This window comes from Acetobacteroides hydrogenigenes (assembly GCF_004340205.1).
In the GTDB taxonomy this organism is placed as follows: domain Bacteria; phylum Bacteroidota; class Bacteroidia; order Bacteroidales; family ZOR0009; genus Acetobacteroides; species Acetobacteroides hydrogenigenes.
This window is the reverse complement of sequence record NZ_SLWB01000003.1, coordinates 46872-70060: the sequence shown is the minus strand read 5'-3', so window position 1 is coordinate 70060 and position 23189 is coordinate 46872. Positions and strand designations below refer to the sequence as shown.

Genomic DNA, 23189 nt, shown 5'->3' with positions numbered 1-23189 from the left:
CATCTAGCAACGATGAATAGAACGCTTACCCTTTTGATTCTTCTTTTCCTTCTGGCAACGGCAGGATTGGCCCAAACCCTCGACATTGAGCTTAAGAGCCAGCCGGTAAAGTTCATCAACCCCAAAATTTACGTGGATAGCGTGGTGGACAACCGCGACTTTAAGGAGTGGATTGTAACCACCAAAACCGGCAACCGGAAGCAGAGCAAGCTCAATTTGGCCGGAGGTGTAGCCACAGCCATTAAGCGCCACACCGACTACATCCTTCCGCCAAGCGCGGGGAGGAAACCCGTTACCATGCGCATCATGGTGCTATCGGCCAACGAGCAGCCCAACAACGGCTACGAAAAGGCCACCGTAACGGTAGTGACCAGCTTCGAGGCCAAGTCGGGCGATGGCGGCAGCGTTGAGATCTACCGAACATCGGCAACCGTTAGCGAGAGCGGCAACGATGCCACCTCCATCTACGAACGGCTGATCCGTCGTGCCGTAGAGGAGTGCCTCGAGCAGCTCAACAGCAAGGATATCGACAAGCTTACGGCCGATGCTTCGGCCATAAAGAAGCTGAAAAAGGAGGAGGCAAGAGCACGGGTACTCCCCGACTCCATCAACGTAGACCAGCTGCTAAACATCGGCGGCAACAAAACGGAAGCGACAAAGAACCCCGAATCCGAAGCCCCAACCATGCCGATGGATAAGAAACGGAAAATGGAAGAGGAGGAGAGCTACCTCAGGCTCGAGGAGATGTCTACCCTATCGCTGCTGGTAGGTACGAACGGCAGCGGATGGACAGCCACCTACTACCTCAACAGCATTTTTGCCGACGGACGCATCAGCATACCGCTTACCGCAGGGGTAGAGTACATCGATAACCTTAGCAGCAGCGACGCCAAGAAGTACCAAACCTCCTCCATTTACTACTCCAAAATTGGAGCCGAGGCGTTCTACCCCATCAACAAGTACTTTTGGCTTAACGGTGGGGTGCAAATCCCCCTTGGCACCGAACGGCTGGCCGACCTCGACGGCAACGAATCCGAGACCTTCATTGCCGGGATATGCCTAACGCAGAGCATCCGGGTAATGTCGAACCAGTACAGCGGCATCTCGCTCGCCGTTGGCTTCTTCGAGCAGCTAACCTCGTCGAAGGTGCAGCCCTACAACGTAGGGGTACGGGTAGAGTTTGGGGTGAAGTTCTAGGGAGGGAGATGTTAGTCGTTAGTCGCGAACCATTCGATAACGACTACCAATTAGAAATTACGTAAAAATCCACCCCTTACCTCCCATCCAAACGGGAGGATAAGGAGCGTTGATGGTGAGCTCTCCAGATTCTTCAACTCCTTTGACTTCATTATTAATCTTTTTTCCGTTTAACTTCAGACTAACTTCCGTTTATTTCCGTTTAACTTCTTGTTATTTGGGAGATGTTTGACACAAGAAACACGAAGCTATGGCTATTCGCTACGAGAAAGACTACCTGATGCGGCTAATGCAGAACTTCTTTCTGGCGCTCGACCGCATCGTAAACGCCCGCCGTAACCAGGAGTACGAGCAGGTGTACTCCGAGCTGGAGGTCACCTTTATGGCCTTCTTCGAGCGCAACCTCGCCTTCTTCGAGGCCATGACGCCCGAAGAGATCGTCGCCTTTTTTAAGGACGACCCCTACCCCACCGAAAAGGTGGAGATGGTGGCCATGCTGCTCTTTGAGGCCGGCGTGGTGGCCCCCGAACCCGAGGTGCAGCGCCGACGCCTTACCACGGTAAACACGCTTATCGAGCACATCTCGGGCATTCGCCGCTCGGTATCGCTCGACCATATGGCCAAGCAGCAGTACATCCGTAGGCAGCTCGGCGGAGAGGAATAAAAAAGGGAGCCGACGATCGACTCCCGTTATGCTATTCTGCTCTCGAAGGGGCTACTTCTGCCCTTCGCTCTTCTTCTGCTCCTCTTCGCGCTTGTTCTTTAAGGCGGCCTGGTGCAGCGCCTCGGTCTTCATCACATCCTGATTAAGGAGGAGAATCTTTGAGCAAAGCGTTTCCCACTTCGGATCGGAATCCTCCAGCAGCTTGCCCTGCACGTAGGCCAAGAAGTTCTTGGTGGCCTGTTCAAACTCCCTACGAACCCTTGTTGCAGCCACAAAATCAGCCTTGCTGTCCTTGTCGTCAACCTTTTGGTTGTAGGTGGTGTCGAAGGTGGTAACATCGTTAACCAGCTGCGCCTGCTTAGGCTCGAACTTCAGCGTTACAATGGCTGCCGCATTCTCGGGCTTCTTCAGGTCGTCAATAAAGCTGGCGAGGGTGCTCGATTCGCCCGAGTAGGAGCCTTCGAGGAAGTCGAAACCATAGTGCTCGAAGAGCACGTTGAGCCGCTTGGCGGCCAACACCTCGGCAGGAACATCGGAGTAGAGGAAGCTCTGAACCCCGTGGTAGAGTCCTCGGTACGAGTTCCCTCTCTTCTGGTCCAGCTCAAAAAGCTTCTCCGTAAACTCACTTTTACGCGACAGCATGTAGCCTTGTCCTAAATTAGCATTAGCCTCCTTAAAGCGTAAGTAAGGCTTAGAGGTGGTTAGCCCCTCAATACCCGATCCAATAACTTGGCTGTCCAGCTTTTTGCCGTAGTCAACCACGTCTTTTAAGAGCATCTTGCTCGTTGAAAAATACAAACTCATACAAAAATTTTTTTCGTTACTAACTACTTCCAAAAACTCTCTTCGTATGATTCAAAAGCTGCGCTTCGAAAATTGCGCCCATCCACCTTTAAGGGAATTTCCGAGAGGAAAATTGTACGCCGCTGCTCCGGCACGATCGATTCCGATCGGAATTTTGCATCCCGCTACACCGGCGTGAAAAATTCCGTGCGGAAATTTGCATTCCGCTGCGCTGGCGTGGAAAATTCAGGGAGGAATTTTGCGTCCCGCTGCGCCGCCGTGGAAAATTCCGAGCGGAAATTTGCGTGCCGCCGTGCCGGAGTGAAAATTCCGGGAGGAAATTTGCGTCCGGGCGCAACGGTGTGAAAAATTCCGGGAGGAAACGCCGTTTTGGAGCTCCGATGGGCAGCAGCCTTAAGCTTAGATGGTTCAACCTTCAAAGAACAGCACCCCTAAATTAACGATTTTTCTATTTCGCAAGCTTTTTTGTTAATTTTTTCACCGAAAAAAGTGGAAAATCCCCTGCTGAGCATAGCGGCTATGTTCGGCTGAAGCTATCGCCCCCGCTATGTGTAGCGTCCTCGCTACACTCGGATCAACAAGGCCTCTGGCCTGTTTTTGAAGCGGCCGGAGGCCGCAAGCTGCAAAAGCGTAGGCCAAGGTTGCATTAACGCGCTACAACGTAGCGCCACCTTAGTAACCGTGGGCGTAAGCCCACGGCCATTGGGTGGAGAAAAATCAGCCCCGAAGGGGCGACCCCAATGCAGCTCGTTTGCCCAAAGGGTCAGCCCCATTCGGGGCTGCTAAAGAGGGGGGCGTTCTGCGTCCACGGATTTCATCCGCGGTTACTAAGGGGTAGCTACTTCGTAGCTTTTTACCGCTACGGCTATGGGCAGACACCTTCGCCGCACCCCCGCTTGTAATAGCAGCTAAAGAGTACCTATTTATGGTAAACGGCCCGCTTGCTCCTAAACATCCCCGCGAGGCGCCTGTTTCTCCCGCTACTAATTAATAACCCCAAAAACAGGAGGCCATGAAAAAGTTAGCGATTCTATCAGCAACAGCACTTTTTGCACTGGCAACAGTTCAGGTTGGTGCACAAGGACAAGCGGCAATACGCGAAAGCCAAATGAGAAAGAAGGAGCTCAAGTCCGATCTAAAAACGGAGAAGAAAACCCTACGAACGCTTAAAGCAAGCGAAGTCCGAAATGCATCCAAGACCCAATTTGCCGCAGACTTCGGCGAAATGCCGGATGTTCAGTGGTCAAAATCTAAGACGTTTGACGTAGCAACCTTTACCAAAGATGGAGAAACGACGAAGGCCTACTACGATTCCGAGTCGAAACTTCTAGGAACAACTACCCCCACCACCTTCGACTACCTGCCAATGACCGGCCAAAAAAGGCTTAAAGCAAAGTATAAGGACTATTCAATTGGTAAGGTTTTCTTCTTTAACGAAAATGAGGCCTACGAAAACACCGAAGAGATGGAGCTATACGGAACACCCTTCGAGCACCTCGACCACTACTTTGTAGAGCTAAACAAGGGCAGCAGTCGCATTGTGGTTAAGGTTACCAAAGAAGGCGACGTTTCGTTTATGACAAAGCTTACAAACTAGCTAGTAGCGCCTAATCAGCAACTTCAATAACGAGCAAGCCGCAGCGTGAATGCTTCGGCTTGCCTATTTATTCTACACCAGTAAGCGCACAGAGGCTACCTCAGGTGCTTAAACCGGTTCTCAATATCGTTATAGGCACGATCGGCCACCTCCTCGCGGGTGCCGGTTCCATCAATCACCGATACCTCGTGGCGCTGCCTATAGCGCTCCAGCACGGGGATGGTTTTGGTTTCGTGGTCGATTAGGCGCTGGATAATCTTTTGCGTAGTGGTATCGTAGGGCATGCATCGGTCGGTTTTGCTGCGGGCATCAAGGCGCCTCACCAGCTCGAGGGTAGGCACCTCCAGCTCTATAAAGTGGGAGATCTTCATGCCATGCTTCTTTAGGACACCCTCCAGGATGTACGACTGCACCAGCGTACGGGGGAATCCCGTAAACACGAAGCCCTTCGAGTTCTTGCAGGCCTTAATCTTCTTTTCGATCAGCGGAACCACGATGTCGTCGGGCGCCATCTGCCCATTCTCGAACAGCTCCTTCACCTTAACGCCCACCTCGGTACCATTCTTGATCTCCTCCTCGAGCATCTTTCCGGTAGACAAATGCTCCAGCCCGTACTTTTTAGCGAGCGCAAGGCCCAACGATCCGCGTCCTGCTCCCGGATAGCCCATTATTAGAACATTGAGCATCTGCTTGCTCATCTCCTCGTTTACGATAAGCTCTATATCGTGGGTAATCGTGTCGATGGGCTGCTCGCCGTTCACCGACTTGCAGATGCCCCGCTCCCTAAAGAAGTCGAGCACCGGTAGCGTTTTCTCCTGGTACTCGCGCAAGCGCTTACGGATTACCACCTCGTTATCGTCGCTACGGCTCTGCTCCTTGGCACGACCCAAAAGTCGTTGGGTACTCACCTCCTCCGAAACCTCGATGTTGATGAGGCAGTTGAGGCTCGTATTTAGGTTAATCATCAGCCCTTCTAGGATGTAGCCCTGCACGTAGGTACGCGGAAACCCGTCGAATAGGAATCCGTTGGCATCAGGGTTCTGCTTGATGGTTTTTTCGATGATCTGAACGATGATCTCGTCGGACACCAAGCCGCCCTCGGCAATAATATTCTTTGCCTCGAGGCCAATCTTCGTTCCCGCCTTCAGCTCCTGGCGCAGCAGGTCGCCGGTAGAGATGTAGTGCAGCTTATACTTCTTTATAAGATGCTCCGACTGGGTTCCCTTACCCGCACCTGGAGCACCAAATAGAGCTATGTTTATCATAGAGAAAAGTTTTAGTGCCTACAAATATAGGTTAAATAGGGTACGATAGCCCCAAAAAGAGCCATTGTTTTGCCAAACCGCCATACGTCATCAAAAAAAGAAAAGCCGCAGCGGAATTGCTGCAGCTTTTTTGTGCCTTAGTGATAAGCATAGCCGTCAAACTAAGGATAATTTCAAAAGCAGAAATGCATAATCGTAGTAGGTTATCCCCTCCTTGGGAGGGGCAGGGGTGGGTAAAGTCGTTATCACCCACCCCAACCCCTCCCAAGGAGGGGATAACCAGTTTCATTCATGCACTGGTATTTAGTCCTTATCCTTCTCTTCCAAATTCACAGTTCTAAAGACTCTTCGCTTAACATCTACCCTTGACAGGGTTTAAAACTCTGTCAGGAGTAGATAAAGTTAGAAGAAAAACTACTTCTTCAGATTGTCGTCAAAGTACTTGGTGATCTTGGTCATCAGGTGTATGCGGTCCTTGCCGCGCACGTTGTGCTCGTGCTGAGGATACACAAAGTAGTCAACCGGAATGTTGTTGCTCACGCACTCGCGGATAAAGGTAAGCGTGTTCTGCCAAAGCACGGTTACGTCGTAGTCGCTGTGGATGATGAGCAGATCGCCCTTCAAACCCTTTACGTTGTTTAGCAAGCTGGCGCTGGCGTAGCCCTCGGGGTTCTCCTGTGGGGTATCCATGTAGCGCTCGCCGTACATCACCTCGTAGTACTTCCAGTCAATAACCGGCGCACCGGCCACGCCCACCTTAAAGGTCTCGGGGTGCTTGCACATCAGCGAGGTTGTCATAAAGCCGCCGTAGCTCCAGCCGTGCACGCCAATACGGTCGGCATCCACGTAGGGTAGCGACTTAAGGTAGGCAATGCCCTGCATCTGGTCGTCAACATCAACATTTCCCAGCTTACGGTGAATAGCCTGGTAGAACTCGTTTCCACGGGCAGGCGTACCGCGGTTATCCATCGTAAACATGATGTACCCTTTTTGGGCCATGTAGAACTCCCACAGGCGAGCACCGCCCAGCCAGCTATCGGTTACCAGCTGCGCATGAGGACCGCCGTACACGTACACGATAACGGGGTACTTCTTGGTAGAATCGAAATCGGCAGGAAGGATGATGCGACCGTAAAGGTCGAACTTGCCGTCCGACGTTTTGGTCTTTACAAAGCGCTCCTGCCCCATGCGAAAGCCCTCGTAGGGGTTCTTTGCGGTAATCAAATTTCGGATACCCGCTGGCTTGTCGATTGATTTTATACTTATCACATTGGGCACATCGAGGCTGCTGTACTGATCGATGAACAGCCCTGCCGCATGGTTAACGATAACGTTATGCGTACCCTTCTCGCTGGTTAGCTGAACGGTCTTGCCGCTCTTAACATCCAAGCGGTACAGATGACGCTCAAGCGGGCTAACAGCCGTTGATGTGTAGTAGATGTAGCGATCGTCTGGGGTGGCAGCCTTGATGTCGGAAACCTCCCAATTGCCCTTGGTAAGCTGTTTAATCAGCTTTCCGTTGATATCGTAAAGGTATAGATGGTTCCAGCCATCGCGTGGACTTTGCCAAATAAAATGGTTTGGATTTTTGGTAAGGAACTGGGCAGAATGCTCAGGCTCGGTCCAGCTATTGCTCTTTTCCTCGAAGAGGGTAGCAACGAACATACCGTTACGGGCATCGTACTTGTTCAGCTTCATCTCGTTCTGTCCGCGGTTAATCTCGGCAACTAAAAGGTAGCGCTCGTCGGGCGACCAGCTGATGTTGGTGAAGAAGCGATCGTATGGAGCACCAGTTTCGAGGAATACCGTCTTCCCTGTTTTGATATTGTAGATGCCCACCTTCACCTGATGGCTCGTCATTCCGGCCATAGGGTAGCGCTCGGGGCGCAGCTCTGCAACGCGCTTGGTGATATCCACAACAGGATACTCGGTTACCATGCTTTCGTCCATTCGGTAGAAGGCAATGGCATTGCTCTTTGGCGACCAGAAGATGCCCCCCTTAATGCCAAACTCGTTACGGTGAACCGATTTACCGTTCACAATACCCTTGCCACCGTCGGCAGTAACCTGCACGGGAGTAGAACCATTCGTAAAGTAGAGGTTATCGCCAATGGTATAGGCAGCCATAGCGTTATATGGTGCAAGCGTAAAGTTCTCCGCATCCTTCGGAGCAATAACGCTACTTTTAACCTGCTTCGACACCAAATCGTAGCTAGCAGCGCTATTGTTACCTAAAAGCAGAAGAGTGCTGGCATCAAGCCATTCGGTGCGCGAAACCTTAAAATCCTTGTCGATGGCCTTGCCAAGAGCATCAAAAGCAGCAAGCTCGGTAACCGTACCGGTCTTGGGATCGATCTCCTTAATTTTCCCATCCTCAACGTAGGTGGCACACGATCCGTGCCATGCAAGACCTCGAAGCGTTTTAGGGGCAAACTCGCGCCCCTGTCCCATTGTAGCCTGCTCGATGCTAAAATCTTTAGGCTGTGCAAAAGCCCCAATACCCAACAGCAGCAGCAACGGTAAAATAGCTCGTTTCATCAGAATAAATTTTTATTTAAAACGACCAGATGGAACGCCCATGTTGAAAGCGCTTTTCAGCGGTAGTTGTTTTCGAGAAACGTGGGCGTTTCATTCGGATTTATGCTTTAGTTTTTATTATTAGCAATGGTAATTTGACACCGGCAGCGGTGGTAAATTGTGCGCAAAGAAATAAAAAAGGCGTAACAAATGAATTGCTACGCCCCGTATTGTATACTTTTCAGAAGAACCTTTAAACAAGCTGGTAGAAGTTAAACTGGCGCCCTAAAAGGGTTTCGTAGTTCTTCCCAAATTCGAGCATCTCCTCGTCGTCGTTATCGTAGTGCCAGTTAAACTGAACATTCGAAAGAACCGACAACTTCTTAAACAACTCCAGTAAAGCCTTCGAGGTGCTAGTGTTGAAGTATTCCAGCTCCAAGTTTACAACAGTCTTAGATGTTGGAGTCTGAACATAGCGCTCGATTCTTTCGAAAAGCGGCATAAAGAATTCGTACGAGTTGTTGGGGATTGATATCCCTTTGATTTCAATAAGCCCATTTGCGGGATCCATCAACACAAACGGTGTTCTGGAAGTCCTCTCCAATTTAAACATTTCCATCAGCCAATTTTTTAAGTAAGTCGCACGTCAATCGATGATTTCATTCCCTTTTGCGCTTTTCACCGACAACGCTTCTTAGAGTCTTTAACTCTCGCAATATATTTTTTTTATCCCAAAAATCGACATCCTTACCAAACAAAATTTGACATTTTTTACCGATGGATTAATCCTCTCCGATTCGCCTATCCCTACTTTTTCATTAAACCTCCGAGATTATTAACCATAAGCGAAATAAGCATATTAAAAAACGACAAAACCACAGAAAAGGTAAGAAGGAAAATAGAGGCAGCACCAAATCGCATGCTAATAAGATTTATTCGGTTCGATACTGTTGCCTGAAAGGTATTCTTGCCAAATGCAGCAATCAGCTCAGACAGCACATTGGCAAGCAGTAGAACGGCCAAAACCATTAGTGCACCAAGCAGCGCAGTTTTAATATCAGACATGCTAAGCATCATATGAGACGAAATGCATAGCGATATGTAAATAAACACCCAAAAGAGCGGCGAATACAAGTTAGCCTTAGTAACCAACAGCTTCACAAATACCCAAAAGCTATCGGCAATGGCAGCTAAGCCCGATTTCCACCCGTACGACACCTCAATAGGCCAGCTTTCTGTAAAATCCTGAAACAGGTTAACCATTCGGATATGGCTTGGGAGCATAAAGTAGGCTAAAGCCATTAGGATTCCTCCTCCAACTAAAATGGGCCCAATCCCGATAAAAAAGTTCCCGATCTTTTGGTAGATGCTTTTCTTATTGTATGAATGCGAAACATAGCCCAGCGTTCCCGATTTTGGGTCGGACTTAAAGAAGCGCACCTCTTTTACCTTATGCATAAAAATAAGGCAGAATATCCAATGGCCAAACTCGTGAACCGGAGTTCCTATCCACCCCGTAAAGTAGGTGTCGAACTTTGGGCCTACCGACTGCGAGTAGTTTCGACGGGCTGTACGAGCCAAAAGGTACAGCACCAGCCCCATTACGGCCATTACGCCAACAAACCACCAGAACTGGTAAAGGGTATTAAACACCACTGCTTTAATCGATCCCATAACAAATATTTATGTTCCAAAACTAGCAAAAAAAGAGGGTATCCGAATGGACACCCTACTTGTTTTATTGCGTTTGATGATTTACGATCTGCGTGAACGCGAATCTCTATCACGACGAGGTCTGTCTCCACGGTCGCGGAAACCACGATCACCACGATCACGATCTCCACCGCTTCTACGATCACCTCGGCGCTCTCCTCTATCACCACGTTCTCCACGGTAACCGCCGCCAAAGCCGCCACCGCCTCCACGACGATCGCCACGACCACCGCCATTACCGCCCTTGCTGTCGCCAGCAATCTCGGCAAGAGGACGACCACCGCCACGACGCATGGTGTTAAGAACTTCGAGCGTATGCTCTGCCTCCTTAAACGGAATGGTTACAAACGAGAAGGCATCCATTACCTTTACATCGTCGATAACTGCATCAGGTAGGTGAGCCTTATCCTTAAGCAGATCAACAATCATTTTCGAATTGTAGCCGTCAAACTTTCCAAGAGCGATGAAAAGGCGAGCCTTACCCTTGGTGTCTACAGATACGGTACGGATCTCAGAGTAGCTGTTCTCATCCAGCTCATCCTTAAATGCCAATTTAAGAAGAGAAGCAAGGGCAATATCAGGCCCATTCACTGCAATAAGATCTTCGGCCATACCCAAGTATTCCATGTAGCTTTCGTTTCCTACAATCTCCTCAAGGTCTGTCTTAATCTTATTCTTCTTTATGCTGATTACGTCGTTGGCAGTAGGCAACTTCTCCTTGCGGATCTTAACGTTTACGTTGCGCTGCATGGCAACAAACTGACGGTACTCCGAAGGAGTAATGAAAGTAATCGCCGTGCCCTGCTTCCCTGCACGACCGGTACGTCCGATACGGTGTACGTACGATTCGGGATCTTGAGGTAACGAGTAGTTAATTACGTGGGTAAGGTCGTTAATGTCGATACCACGAGCGGCCACATCGGTAGCCACCAAAATGTTGATGTGCTTGTTGCGGAACTTGCGAAGGATCTTCTCACGCAGCGCCTGAGAAATATCTCCGTGAAGCCCATCTGCATCGTAACCACGCTCGATAAGCTTAGAGGTAACCTCATCTACCCCATTTTTGGTGCGGCAGAATACCAGTCCGTAGAACTCGGGTTCCACATCGATGATGCGGGTTAGCGCATCAAAGCGGTCGGAATCGCGAAGCTCGAAGTAGATCTGATCGGTTAGATCTGCAGTAACCTGCTTCGACTCCACCTTTAGTAGCTCTGGCTCCTTCATGTAGTGCTTAGCCAGCTTAGCAATGCGCTGAGGCATTGTTGCAGAGAATAGGAGCATTCTGCGCTCCTCGGGTGCATGCTGAAGAATCTCTTCGATATCGTCAACAAAACCCATGTTGAGCATTTCGTCGGCCTCATCAAGGATAACGTACTGCAGGTTGTCGAGAACCAAGCTGCCACGACCTAGGTGATCGAGCACTCTACCTGGAGTTCCAACTACCACCTCTACGCCCTTTTTCAACCTACGAAGCTGCTCGCTTATAGATTGTCCTCCATAAATGGAGATGATAAAAAGCTTCTTGTCGCCTTTAAACGAAGCCATTTCTTCTGTCACCTGTATCGCCAATTCGCGCGTAGGAACCAAAACCAACGCTTGAACTCCTTTCCCAGGTTGTACCCTCTCGAGGATCGGTAATCCAAATGCTGCCGTTTTCCCGGTTCCTGTCTGCGCCTGTCCGATGACATCGCGTTCGCCATTAAGTAAGGCCGGAATCGCCAGTGCTTGGATTGGTGTTGGGGTTTCAAACCCCTTTTCATCAAGAGCCTTAAGGGTGCTCTCCGAGAGCCCTAAAACTCTGAATTCATCCAATTTGTCCATTAAAAAATTTTATTAGTCTAATATGGGAGTAAACGAGTTATCCCACGGTTGGCAAAGGTACGTAAATAAATGAAAGATTTATAGGCAAATAGGAACGCGCCCCCTTTAAGCCTCTTAAATATCCTTAAAGCTTCGGGCACCTAAGAAATGGAACGATAGCCTCTGCGGCGTGCCGATAAGAGAACGCCATCCGGCGAACGTTTAGTATTGCCCAAAGTGTTGGGAAGCCTTCCTGCATACTTTTTGCCTCGTCGGAAGAAGTGGTAGCCTTTCAATCATGGTGTAGCTGCTACGCATTTCGCTGCTTAGCAAAAAAAGAAAGAGAGATGCCTCAAAAGAAGCATCTCTCCTATCTATTAGTAAAAAATAGATTCTCGCTATAAGCCGTACTTACGCCAATCGGAAAGGGCATTGAGCGCCTTTCTGACGGTCTCGTCTTCGTTGTTGATTATCTGAAAGTACTCGGAGGTATCCCAGAGCTTTTGCGCAATGAGTCCTTTCAGTATCATGTTGATTTCCTTAGCCGATTTGCCATACTCTTCCATATTTGGCTCTACCCCCATCTTCTTGCCGTACTGCATAAAATCGTTCTGAATTTCGTCGCTAACCACGAACGACTTGCTGTAGCTCTCGAATGTTGGATACTTTGCCTCAAGCTTCTTTCTATGCTGATCGACGTAGTTTACCACAAACTGCTGAAAGACGCCCTTGCGCGATAGGTTTCCGTAGTACTTGGTGTACCATGTTGTATCAAGAGGGATAAAAATATCGGGCATAATGCCTCCTCCACCGTACACCACTCGCTTTTTGGCGAGGGTGCTAAACTTTAGCGAATCGCTAAAGTGGATGCTATCCTTGTTGGTTAGCTCACCTTTGGCCTCGCGCTTATACAGATCCATATAGTAGCCTTCAGCATCGCCGTTTTTAAACGGGCGCTGGATAACACGACCTGTTGGGGTGTGATAACGAGCAACAGTAAGCCTTACCATTGAGCCATCAGGAAGCATTTGCTGGCTTTGTACCAACCCTTTACCAAACGTTCTGCGTCCAACGATTAACCCTCTATCCCAATCCTGAATAGCACCAGCAACAATCTCCGAAGCAGAGGCAGAGCCTTCGTCGACAAGCACCACCAGCTTCCCTTTTTCGAATAAGCCCTTCTCTGTGGCCGTAAAATCACGTCGAGGCTGATTTGTTCCTTCGGTATAAACAATTTTCTTTCCGATACCTAAAAACTGATCCGAAAGCCCAATTGCAGTACCGAGATACCCACCCGAATTACCTCGAAGGTCCAAGATTAGCGCCTCTGTTCCCGTTTTCAGCTTCGCGAAAGCCTTCTGAAATTCATCGTATGTGTTTTGAGCAAAACGAGAAACTTTAATGTAGCCTACTGTAGGAGTAAGGTTATAAGCAGCATCAACGCTGTAAATTGGGATTTTATCGCGAATGATCATAAAGTCTAGCAGCTCTTCAACGCCCCTACGCCTAATCTGAAGCTCAACTTTAGTACCCTTTGCTCCGCGCAAGTAGGAGAAAACATCCGAATTCTTTAGGCCAATATTGGCAACCATTTTCCCATCGATTTTAAGAATACGATCGCCGGGGAAAAGCCCAACCTTTTGCGAAGGACCTCCTGGAATGGTGTTAACCACAATTAGCGTATCCTCGAGAATGTTGAATTCGATTCCGATCCCTTCAAAGTTACCCTCGAGCGGTTCGCTCATCTTCTTTACCTCTTCCTTTGAGATGTAAACCGAGTGAGGATCGAGCTTACTCAGAATGTTTACTATCGACTTCTCTACTATATCGGGAGTATCAATGGTGTCCACATATTCCGTTTTCAGCATGAAAAGGAACTTGTTCAGCTTAAAAAGCTGCTCATTCAGCTGCTGGTCTTGCGCCGAAGCAAATGGCACCGAAAGCATAAGCATCATTGCTGCCAGATAGAGTTTTTTCAACTTATTTTTCATGTACGTGTGTTTTCTTTACTAAACAACCAAATGGGATGTTAGCTTGCAAATATAACCAATTAAGAATGCCACAAGCTACACAAAAAGTTGGACCAGCAAGCAAACTCGTACATCAACTTTGCTCCTTAGTTTCGCAATTCGTGCAAAAGAATCTCTTTTTGCACCTCTATTCGAGCACCCGTTGTTAAAGTTTAACAATACCAAAGCCTTCTTAAATTTCGTGGCATCAAAAAATAGATAGATTTGTCACCATCGAACTTCAAAAGAAATGAGCGGATTCTCTTACAGCATAAAACGGATGCACCTCGCAACTCTTGCGGGCATGCGCTCTATGCATTCCACTAAGGGAATAAAACGCTCTGCTAAGCTCTAAGGCTGTCTACGATTCTTGGGCCTCTCCTAGATAGCCAATGACCATACCCCGAGCAACTTTTCTAAAGGTCCCCCCTTTGTGTGTTTACTAGAACAATTCTGTCAAATTTTATCATCGTAATCCCAATGATCGTTCAAAAGTTTGGAGGCACATCTGTAGGCAGTCCGAGCAACATGCAGCATGTAACATCCCTTGTAAATGATGGCAACAGTAAGATTGTAGTACTTTCGGCAATGTCGGGCACCACCAATGCACTAGTCGAAATCAGCGAATTGCTTAAAGATAATAACCTTAAAGCCGCAAAAGAAAAAAGCCTAAAGCTCCACGAGAAGTACAAGGAGGTTGCTAGCGAGCTGTTTGCTAACGAAGAGTATAGGACAAAAGCCAATGCCTACATTACTCAAATATTTGAAGAGATCGATACTGCAATAAATACAGACTACAGCACCGATGTAGAATACGAGCTGCTTTCGAAAGGCGAGCTGCTTTCTACCCATTTGGTGTACTTCTACCAGTTACAGGAAGGCCTAAGCACAGCGCTAATTCCTGCCCTCGAGTTCATGTACATCAATGAAGAAGGCGATCCTCAAATAGAGGTAATCAAAGAAAGGCTAAAACCATTCCTTGAACAAAACAAGGACAAAAACATTCTTATTACACAAGGCTTTATCTGCCGCAATCACGAAGAAAAGATTGCAAACCTAAAGCGTGGCGGAAGCGATTACAGCGCATCGCTTATTGGAGCCGCAGCCAATGCCGACTGCATCGAAATTTGGACCGATATCGACGGAATGCACAACAACGACCCTCGATATGTTGAGAATACAACTCCAATTCGTCAGCTATCGTTTGACGAAGCAGCCGAACTTGCATACTTTGGAGCAAAGATTCTTCATCCATTCTGCATCTTCCCTGCACAGGAATTCAACATACCTGTTCTCCTAAAAAACACAATGGAGCCAGCTGCTGAAGGAACATACATTAGCAAAACTATTATTTCGAGAGGGTTTAAAGCGGTTGCCGCAAAAGACAACATTACAGCGATAAAGATTAAGAGCAGCAGAATGCTGATGGCCTACGGTTTCCTAAAAAAGGTATTCGAGATATTCGACCGCCATAGAACCCCTATCGATATGATAACCACCTCGGAAGTAGCCGTATCGCTCACCATCGACAACGACAGCGAACTCGAGGGTATCATCAAGGAAATTGAGTCTTTCGCTACGGTAGAGGTTGATTCCGAACAAACTATTATTTGCATTGTTGGAAATCTTGTAGCCGATAAGCACGGTATGGCTGCACAAGTTACCGAAGCGCTTTCGTCCATCCCTCTTCGAATGATCTCGTACGGTGGAAGCGAGTACAACATTTCGGTACTAATCCGCAGCGAATATAAGAGCGAGGCATTGCAGCTACTACACCAACATCTATTTCTGAACAACTAAATGAAGAACTTTCCACATATCAGCCTTTTCGAGGAGCTTAATGCAATCGAGACACCTTTCTATCTATATGACATGAATCTGCTCAACCGCACCCTCAACAAGGCTAAGGAAGCAGCCGACAAGCGCGGCTACTTTATCCACTACGCGCTAAAAGCAAATAACAATAACCCGCTGCTAATAGCCATACGCGAGCGCGGTTTTGGGGTAGATTGTGTGAGCGGCAACGAGGTAAGCAAGGCGCTGGAAATGGGGTTTTCCCCCGATACAATAGACTTTGCAGGTATTGGTAAAACAGACGAAGAAATTGAAACGGCACTTAATGCCGAGATCTTCAGCCTTAATGTGGAGTCGATTGAGGAGCTGGAAGTAATCGATGAAATTGCAGGAAAGATAGGCAAGATAGCCAACGTATCGCTCCGCATCAATCCCAACATCGATGCGCACACCCATAAAAACATCACCACCGGATTAAGCGAGAATAAGTTTGGGCTCGACCTAACAATGCTCCCTAAACTTGTTGACAGGCTACATGCATTCAAAAATGTAGAATTAAAAGGGTTGCACTTCCACGTAGGATCGCAGATACTAGATCTCAACGTGTTTAAGGAACTCGCACAAAAGGCCTCGCAGCTTAACCACTACTTCTATAACCAAGGATTCAAGTTCAAACACATTAACATGGGGGGCGGGCTAGGTGTTTCGTACAAGAATCCAAGCAATGAATCTATCGTTGATTTCGAGGCATTCTTTAAGGTATTCGAAGAGAACCTAAGCCTCCCCCAAGGCATGAAGGTTCACTTTGAACTGGGAAGAGCACTCGTTGCCCAAAGTGGAATTCTAATTACAAAGGTTGTTTTTGTAAAAAAAGGGCTCACAAAGAAATTCCTCATCCTCGATGGAGGGATGACCGATCTCATACGTCCAGCACTTTACCAAGCTTTTCACCTTACCGAAAACATCAGCCGTGAAGAAGTTTCTGAAACCTACGATGTGGTTGGACCGATTTGCGAATCGACAGATTGCTTTGGAGAAAACCTTGTGCTATCAACCAGCTACCGTGGCGACCTTGTTGCCATCTACACCACCGGTGCCTACGGACAGGTTATGAGTTCGAAGTACAACATGCGAGATAAAGCTAAAGCATACTACGTTGCAAATGGAATTCTTTACACAGAGAAGGATTACGTGCATGCTATAAATGCTGAAAAAGAATAATAGTAGTCTAGATCCTAGATGAAAAAGGCCCCTAAAACAAAGTTCGTAGGGGCCTTTTCTATTAATAGAATATCCTCTTAAGGAGAAATCAATGTCGAATCGGGAACAAAATAATCACCTCCAGTAAAAGAAGATTTTGATGTAGCAAGCGTATTAGTATTAGCATTTTCGTCTACCATTTCAGCATCCTCATTCTTTTCGGGAATTGCATTTTGCCTATGAATAATTTTGCAGCCCCTATAGTAGTAGCTAATGATGTGCTGGTACGACATATGCAGCTGAGCCATACTCGATGCGCCATCCTGACAAAGGCCTACCCCATGTCCAAAACCCTTTCCCGAAAAAACTATGCTATCACCAAACTGAGAATAGCTGAAAAAGGTAGAACGCAAACCTAAATCCTTACGCACTTTGTACAGAGGGAAAGTTACATTGCCCACTTCCAAGATAGACTGCCGGCGCGGCTGCTCAAAACCTTTAGGTAGCTGATCAGGAGACACGGTCACACCATTACCTTCTAGATATTTATCCCATTTAGATACGGCAACAGACATTCGCCACTTGTAGCTCTTAGAATTTGAGCAATAGGGACAAGAGCACGAACGAAGGTAGCTTTTATACTTTGGCCATACATCCTCCGAGTTTACAGTTTGTCCCCCACAGTTGGCATGAAAAACAGCCGTTATAAGCTCATTGTTACGATTTACAACTACTAAATCTCGGGTTTGCTCACATCCCTTCACTATCTCAGAATTTGAGCAGGCAACTCCCTTGTAAGCTTGGCAATGAACATCGTCGCAGAGGTTAAACTTTTCCCCTTTATGCTTATTCATATGCCCAATTGCATATGTACGTGCAATAATTGCCTGAACCTTATACATTTCTAATGGCTGTTTTCCTCCTATTTCAGCCTCAACAACTCCCGCAATGTACTGCTCAAAGTCTGTTTCCAGAATAGATTCAATGCCGCCACCCTTGGCCGTAAATGCAATATTTCCTGAGTACTTTCGAAGATTTTTTAAGGACGGATTAGCAGGATTAAGGCTAAACATATTCGAATCAGTCGACGGTTTAACCAGCACGCGGCTAAACGTTCCCAATGCCCGATCAATTGTACGAATACGAATTTTACCTTTCGAAGAAGTAATGTACAACAAATCATTTTTCTTGAGTTCTGCCAACATTATTCCCCCTCCAAAAACCCTAAAACTTTCCTTATGAGGCTTTAAGATGAGGCTTTGAGGGTGCTGCTGCGCATAAACCGAGATAAGGATCTTTGTCGATCCGCTTGGAGCATAGGGTTGAGCAAAAAGGTTAGAAGATCCTACTCCTAACACCAGCATCCAAATCAGAAATAATGAAAGCTCAACCTGCCTCACCTACTCTACTCAGATAAAAGTTCAACCATTTTTTTTGCAGTACGCGCCGAAGAGCCTACCTCTCCTAGCATGCCCTTCAATTCGGCATAATCGTGCAACACCTGATCGCGCCTTGCACCACCCGGAAGCAATGACACTAGCTCCTGAACCATCTTTTCAACCGTCATGTCGTACTGCAGTAGCTCACGAACCACCTCTCGGTTCATAATTATATTCACCAACGACACCCACTTTACTTTAATAAATGCCTTCGCAATAGTTGCCGATATATGGCTTGTACGGTAGCATACTGCTTGCGGAATGTTATATAGAGCAGCCTCCAGTGTCGCTGTTCCCGAGGTCACCAGCGCAACTTCTGAAACATTAAAGAGTTCGTAGGTTTGATTGTAAACCATTTTCACCACTCCATCAATTAAAAATGGCGCATAAAATTCACGCGAAAGCGAGGGTGCTCCTGCAACTACAAACTGATAGTTTGGAAAATGAGCAGCCACCTGTTTCATTAGCGGAAGACACTTCTCCACCTCCTGCTTTCGGCTGCCAGCAAGCACTGCTACAATACGTTTATTCGCCAGCTGATTTTTAGCCACAAACTCATCAAACGAAGGCAGCCTATCTCTCTTCTGATCAAGTGCGTCAATAAGAGGATTGCCCTCGTAGCAGACCTCTATTCCAAATCTGCGGAAGTATTCTGTTTCAAAAGGGAATATAGTGAACAGTTTATCTACGTTTTGTTGCAACCGTTTTACACGACCTTCCTTCCACGCCCAAACCTTTGGCGCGATATAGTAGAAAACCTTAATTCCTCGTTCTTTGGCCCACTTGGCAATTCTAAAGTTGAAACCCGGATAATCGATTAAGATAATGACATCGGGCTGGTATTGTTCAATATCGTTCTGGCAATCTTTAAAGTTGTGCGATATGGTTCTTAAATTCTTAACAACCTCCAAAAATCCCATAAAGGCCATATCACGATAGTGCTTTGCAAGCGTTCCTCCTACGGCAGCCATTAAATCGCCACCAAAGAAGCGGAATTCGGCATTGGAATCATGTATTTTAAGCCCTTTCATAAGATTCGAACCGTGCAAATCGCCAGAAGCCTCGCCTGCAACCAAGTAGTATTTCATTTTTAGTAAATCTTTTGTATCAAATAAATGACTAGAACAATACTCGCCATAATCATAGTTCCCCAAACAACACCTTTAGCACTACGATTGCGATCGAAGTGTAGATACAGGTAAAAAATAATAAGATTGGGATAAACGCATAAGCTCAGAATCTTCGAGAACGTTCCAAAAATCAGCATAGTTTGCACATAGTTGACCAACTTTATAGTCCCCGACATAAGCAATAGCGCAGTAATGAAAATAATAGAAGGCACAACAATTGCTGCAACAATCCCAGTCCTATTGGTATCGCGTTTAATAAACTCCAGCATTTCGAGAGAATCTTTTGTAAGTACTACAAAACTATGATTTAATTCGCTATTGAAGAAATAATGGTAAGGATTTGAGATAACAGATGGCACATATCGCCTGTTATCCACCAAGTTTACAGCAAACTCGGCTCGTAATTTAGGGTATAATAAAAAGTACCTGCCAGCCAAACTAACAGGTACTTATCCAATATCTATCGACTATCGACTATTGTCTTTCATTCAATATCATCCTAAAATCGCTCCCCGATGGATTTTGGAATGGCGTTAGGTTAAACTCGGGAAGTACCGACCAAAAATGTTCTAGAAGACTGGCCTTCACATTTTCAAACTCGTTGGCATCCTTCTTTCGAGAAAAGCAGATGTACTCTACAGGAACCCCCTTGTCAATTGCAGGTAAGTAGCGAACTATTAAGCTAAGATCTTGATTGATGTCCTCATTGCTACGAAGCGACAGTTCTACGTAGTTCCTAAATAGGTTTAGGTTTGAAGGACGAACGCCCATGGCAATATCGTGCTCCCCGTTGCCTACCAAGCCCTCATTCTTCAAGCTTGTCCTAATATCGCTAAGATAATCCTTAAGGATTGGAAACTTTTCTAGTTTCTCAAGCAAATCGTCGGAGCAAAGGCGGACCGAATTCACATCGATGTAGATGCTATTCTTCAAACGACGTCCTTGAGCCAACTCCATACCTCGCCAATTTTGAAACGATTCGGTTACCAGCGAGTAGGTTGGAATAGAGTTAATCGTAAAGTCCCAATTTTGTACCTTAACCGAGGTTAGACTAATATCCATCACCTTACCATCGATATTTCGGTTAGGCATTTCAATCCAATCACCAATTTTCACCAAATCGTTGGCTGATAACTGAACCGATGCTACCAGCCCAAGAATGGTATCCTTGAACACCAACATCAGAACAGCAGCAAAGGTTCCTAAACCAAAAAGGATCTTTGCTGGATCTTTATCGGCCAAAATGCCAATTATTACAATGGTTCCAAAGAAGTAGGCAATAATCTTGGCAACTTGAATATACCCCTTTATGGAACGATCTTTGGCCATTTCGGTGGTATTGTACATGTCGTTAGCCGCGCTCAAAAAGGCATCGAGCGTCCAAACAACCACGAATACGGAGTATCCCTTGAGCAAGACTTGAATAACCTCGTAGTAGGTGCTACTGAAATCCGAAAGGGCTATCTCAAAAAGATGGTAAGCAATAAGAGCAGGAATAAGGTTGCTTAATCGCTTAAACACATGGCGATCAACCAAAAAGTCGTCCCAAAGCGATTTCGTTCGCTTAGCAATTTGATGGATTACTTTTAGAATAATGGCATCTATGATCTTTTTAGCAACATATGCCAACAGCATAATAACAACAACGCTTATGGCTACGCGCGTAAAGACGATGATGTTCTCGGGAACACCCCAGTTCAATAGAAGATTCTGGAATTCATGGATAAGCTGTTCCCCATGGTGAGTGGCAATTTTTGCCTGCTGTTCAATCGAATTCATACGAAGTGATTTGTTTTTAGCAATTTCAAATAAAATCCGCGTAGCATTTTTCATCATCCGAAATATTCAACACGCTATGCGGGGTTCTTTTTTTTCCTACTTTTATCCTCATCACAAAATTATTAAAATGAAAAGAATCCAAGCTATACTCTTGTTCTTTTGCATCTTTTTAACGCCAGTAGTCAAGGCGCAGGATGCATACAGTAGCTACTTTACGGATAAGTCGTTACGAATTGATTTTCTACTGGCAGGCGATGCCTCTGCGCAGCATGTGTATATCGACAAGTACTCGGAAGAGCCTATTTGGGCAGGAACACGCTCCAATCTGGTGGCGCCTTTCGAGTATGGCGAATACCTTTTTAAGGCCTTCGATAAAGCTACCGGAAAGGAAATATTTAAAGTTGGCTTTAGCACTCTATTTTTTGAGTGGCGCACTACTGCCGAAGCCAAGATGCTGCCACGAGCCTATCCGCAAGTGGTAACCATGCCTTTCCCAAAGGCATCAGTAGATGTTGAATTTTTCGAGCGTAACCGTACTACTGGAGGGTGGAACTCGCTGCTGAAGACGTCGATCGATCCTACGAGCATGTTCATCAGCCGTGAGGCTAAACCAAGCTACCCAAGAAAGAAAATCTTGGATAATGGTTCTCCTGCAGGTAAGGTTGATATGGTTTTTATAGCAGAAGGATACACCAAAGATCAAATGGGCAAGTTCGAAAAGGATGTTCGCGAAATGGTCGATTATATGTTCCAACGCGAGCCCTACAAGTCGCGCAAGAGCGATTTCAACATCTATGCGGTAATGGCTCCATCGGAGAATGCAGGGCCCGATAACCCGGGAAAAGGCTATTGGAGCCGTACGCCACTTGCATCCACCTTCTATACCTTTGGGACTGATCGCTACCTGACTACTTCCGACTATAAAGCCGTACGCGACGCCATTTGGGATGTTCCTACCGATGCCATTTTTATTTTAACCAATACCAACGTTTACGGAGGTGGTGGTATTTACAACTACTATGCAATGGCTTCGTCGGATAACAAGTATAAGGGGGAGGTGATGATCCACGAGTTTGGCCATTCATTCGCAGGACTAGCCGACGAATACTTCAACTCCGAAACCGCCTACGAAGATTTCTACAACCTTAAGTTGGAGCCTTGGGAGCCCAACATCACCACGCTGGTGAACTTCGATGCCAAGTGGAAGTCGATGCTCCCTGCTGGCACGCCAATCCCAACCATTTCCGACCCTAACAAGCCCCGTGATCTGGGTGTTTACGAGGGTGGCGGATATATGGCTAAAGGCATTTATCGCCCAATTGACAAGTGCCAAATGCGCGTAAATACCAAGGATGGCTTCTGCCCTGTTTGCCAACAGGCTATATCGCGTATGATTGACTACTTCGTTAAGTAGCATCGTTTTGTAGATTTTACAGTGCCTTAAATCGATTAAAGAGACGTGCTAGAAGCGCGTCTCTTTTGCGTTAATACGATGTCAGTTCGATGTAGCAAGTCAATGTAAACAGTAAAGGCTGTTATAAAGGCGGATTCCCCTCCTTTTAAGGAGGGGAATCCGCTGATTTTACCTTTTGTTAGTCATATTTAGGTTTTCAATTCCTCACGTTAATACGCTATATGCTGCTGCTTTTTTGCATCCTTTTTATCTGTTATTGCTCCAAAATAGAGCGGGTTACTTAGAGCCTTATGTCAATTATCTGCTTTTTTGCAAAGAATTATTCAAAACAAGGAGCTATTTTTGGTCCGCTTAAATTCACAAGGTGAAAACCCTTCAGTTTGCAATCTCGTAAGGGTTGTTTACAAATTCCCCTTGTTAACGAAAAGAAACGAATAGATGGATATGAAGAGCATAAGCATTGATTCTTCGTTGGAGGAGATCAATGAGTCGTTCAAGGGAACTCTTATGGAGAATCTTGGAATCGTAATTACAAAGATTGGGAAGGGACGGGTTGAAGCCACCATGCCAGTAGATCATCGAACTGTACAGCCAGTTGGAATACTTCACGGAGGGGCAACCATTGCACTTGCCGAAACAATTGCCGGGCATGGATCCTTTCTTTTAATAGATACGGCTACTCATGATGTTCGCGGGATGCAGCTAAGCACCAGCCACATCTCAGGAGCTCGCGATGGCGAGGTGAAAGGAGTTGGAACCATAATTCACCAAGGTAGTTCTACCCATCTGTGGAATGTTGATGTGTTTCAGGGCGAACGCCTCATCTCATCAATACGTGTTACCAATATGATTATTGAACGCCGATAG

At 46.7% G+C, this 23189-nt stretch carries 17 protein-coding genes; 7 read left to right on the top strand and 10 right to left on the bottom strand.

What is annotated here, in order from left to right:
* Nucleotides 1–12: 12 nt before the first annotated feature.
* Nucleotides 13–1197, top strand: coding sequence for a hypothetical protein (locus CLV25_RS04320; RefSeq protein WP_131838412.1), 1185 nt, complete (start codon nt 13–15; stop codon nt 1195–1197).
* 250 nt (nt 1198–1447) lie between these two features.
* Nucleotides 1448–1861 carry a hypothetical protein gene (locus tag CLV25_RS04315; protein ID WP_131838411.1) on the top strand — a complete coding sequence of 138 codons (414 nt, stop codon included), beginning with the start codon at nt 1448–1450 and terminating at the stop codon, nt 1859–1861.
* A 51-nt stretch (nt 1862–1912) separates the two neighbouring features.
* On the opposite strand, the gene CLV25_RS04310 is transcribed toward CLV25_RS04315, so the two are convergent.
* Nucleotides 1913–2665, bottom strand: a complete 753-nt coding sequence (locus CLV25_RS04310; protein ID WP_131838410.1) for a DUF6261 family protein — start codon at nt 2663–2665, stop codon at nt 1913–1915.
* Between the two features lie 1012 nt (nt 2666–3677).
* On the opposite strand from CLV25_RS04310, the gene CLV25_RS04305 reads away from it, so the two are divergent.
* Nucleotides 3678–4262 (top strand): hypothetical protein, encoded by a 585-nt coding sequence (locus tag CLV25_RS04305; protein ID WP_131838409.1) that lies wholly within the window; start codon nt 3678–3680, stop codon nt 4260–4262.
* Between the two features lie 95 nt (nt 4263–4357).
* Here the strand turns inward: CLV25_RS04305 and CLV25_RS04300 are convergent, their stop codons facing one another.
* The 6 genes from CLV25_RS04300 to CLV25_RS04275 all read right to left on the bottom strand — a co-directional run bounded on the left by CLV25_RS04300 (nt 4358) and on the right by CLV25_RS04275 (nt 13548).
* Nucleotides 4358–5527: an adenylate kinase gene (locus tag CLV25_RS04300; RefSeq protein WP_131838408.1), complete on the bottom strand. Its 1170-nt coding sequence runs from the start codon at nt 5525–5527 to the stop codon at nt 4358–4360.
* 414 nt (nt 5528–5941) lie between these two features.
* The gene (locus CLV25_RS04295) at nt 5942–8065 is read right to left on the bottom strand and encodes a S9 family peptidase (RefSeq protein ID WP_131838407.1); all 2124 of its coding nucleotides are present in this window, start codon (nt 8063–8065) and stop codon (nt 5942–5944) included.
* A 232-nt stretch (nt 8066–8297) separates the two neighbouring features.
* On the bottom strand, nt 8298–8663 hold the full coding sequence (locus CLV25_RS04290; RefSeq protein WP_131838406.1) for a DUF1987 domain-containing protein: 366 nt from the start codon (nt 8661–8663) through the stop codon (nt 8298–8300).
* Between the two features lie 188 nt (nt 8664–8851).
* Entirely contained in the window at nt 8852–9718 is an 867-nt protein-coding gene (locus CLV25_RS04285) for a metalloprotease family protein (protein ID WP_131838405.1), read from the bottom strand.
* Nucleotides 9719–9799: 81 nt separating this feature from the next.
* A complete protein-coding gene (locus CLV25_RS04280; protein WP_131838404.1) occupies nt 9800–11578 on the bottom strand; it encodes a DEAD/DEAH box helicase in 1779 nt (592 codons plus the stop codon).
* 377 nt (nt 11579–11955) lie between these two features.
* Nucleotides 11956–13548, bottom strand: coding sequence for a S41 family peptidase (locus CLV25_RS04275; protein ID WP_243649595.1), 1593 nt, complete (start codon nt 13546–13548; stop codon nt 11956–11958).
* A 498-nt stretch (nt 13549–14046) separates the two neighbouring features.
* Here CLV25_RS04275 and CLV25_RS04270 point away from each other — a divergent pair, with 498 nt between their 5' ends.
* Both CLV25_RS04270 and lysA read left to right on the top strand, forming a co-directional pair.
* The gene (locus CLV25_RS04270) at nt 14047–15366 is read left to right on the top strand and encodes an aspartate kinase (protein WP_131838611.1); all 1320 of its coding nucleotides are present in this window, start codon (nt 14047–14049) and stop codon (nt 15364–15366) included.
* Complete coding sequence (gene lysA, locus CLV25_RS04265; RefSeq protein WP_131838403.1) at nt 15367–16581, top strand: diaminopimelate decarboxylase; 1215 nt, start codon at nt 15367–15369, stop codon at nt 16579–16581.
* 77 nt (nt 16582–16658) lie between these two features.
* Here lysA and CLV25_RS04260 read toward each other — a convergent pair whose 3' ends face one another.
* From CLV25_RS04260 to CLV25_RS04250, 3 genes are all read right to left on the bottom strand, one after another.
* Nucleotides 16659–17924, bottom strand: a complete 1266-nt coding sequence (locus CLV25_RS04260; RefSeq protein WP_131838402.1) for a SpoIID/LytB domain-containing protein — start codon at nt 17922–17924, stop codon at nt 16659–16661.
* A gap of 41 nt (nt 17925–17965) precedes the next feature.
* Entirely contained in the window at nt 17966–19087 is a 1122-nt protein-coding gene (gene lpxB / locus CLV25_RS04255; RefSeq protein ID WP_131838401.1) for a lipid-A-disaccharide synthase, read from the bottom strand.
* A 516-nt stretch (nt 19088–19603) separates the two neighbouring features.
* Entirely contained in the window at nt 19604–20908 is a 1305-nt protein-coding gene (locus tag CLV25_RS04250) for a mechanosensitive ion channel family protein (protein WP_165876981.1), read from the bottom strand.
* Between the two features lie 127 nt (nt 20909–21035).
* Here CLV25_RS04250 and CLV25_RS04245 point away from each other — a divergent pair, with 127 nt between their 5' ends.
* Together CLV25_RS04245 and CLV25_RS04240 are read left to right on the top strand one after the other, a co-directional pair.
* Nucleotides 21036–22322: a M64 family metallopeptidase gene (locus tag CLV25_RS04245; RefSeq protein WP_131838399.1), complete on the top strand. Its 1287-nt coding sequence runs from the start codon at nt 21036–21038 to the stop codon at nt 22320–22322.
* Nucleotides 22323–22766: 444 nt separating this feature from the next.
* A complete protein-coding gene (locus tag CLV25_RS04240) occupies nt 22767–23189 on the top strand; it encodes a PaaI family thioesterase (RefSeq protein WP_165876980.1) in 423 nt (140 codons plus the stop codon).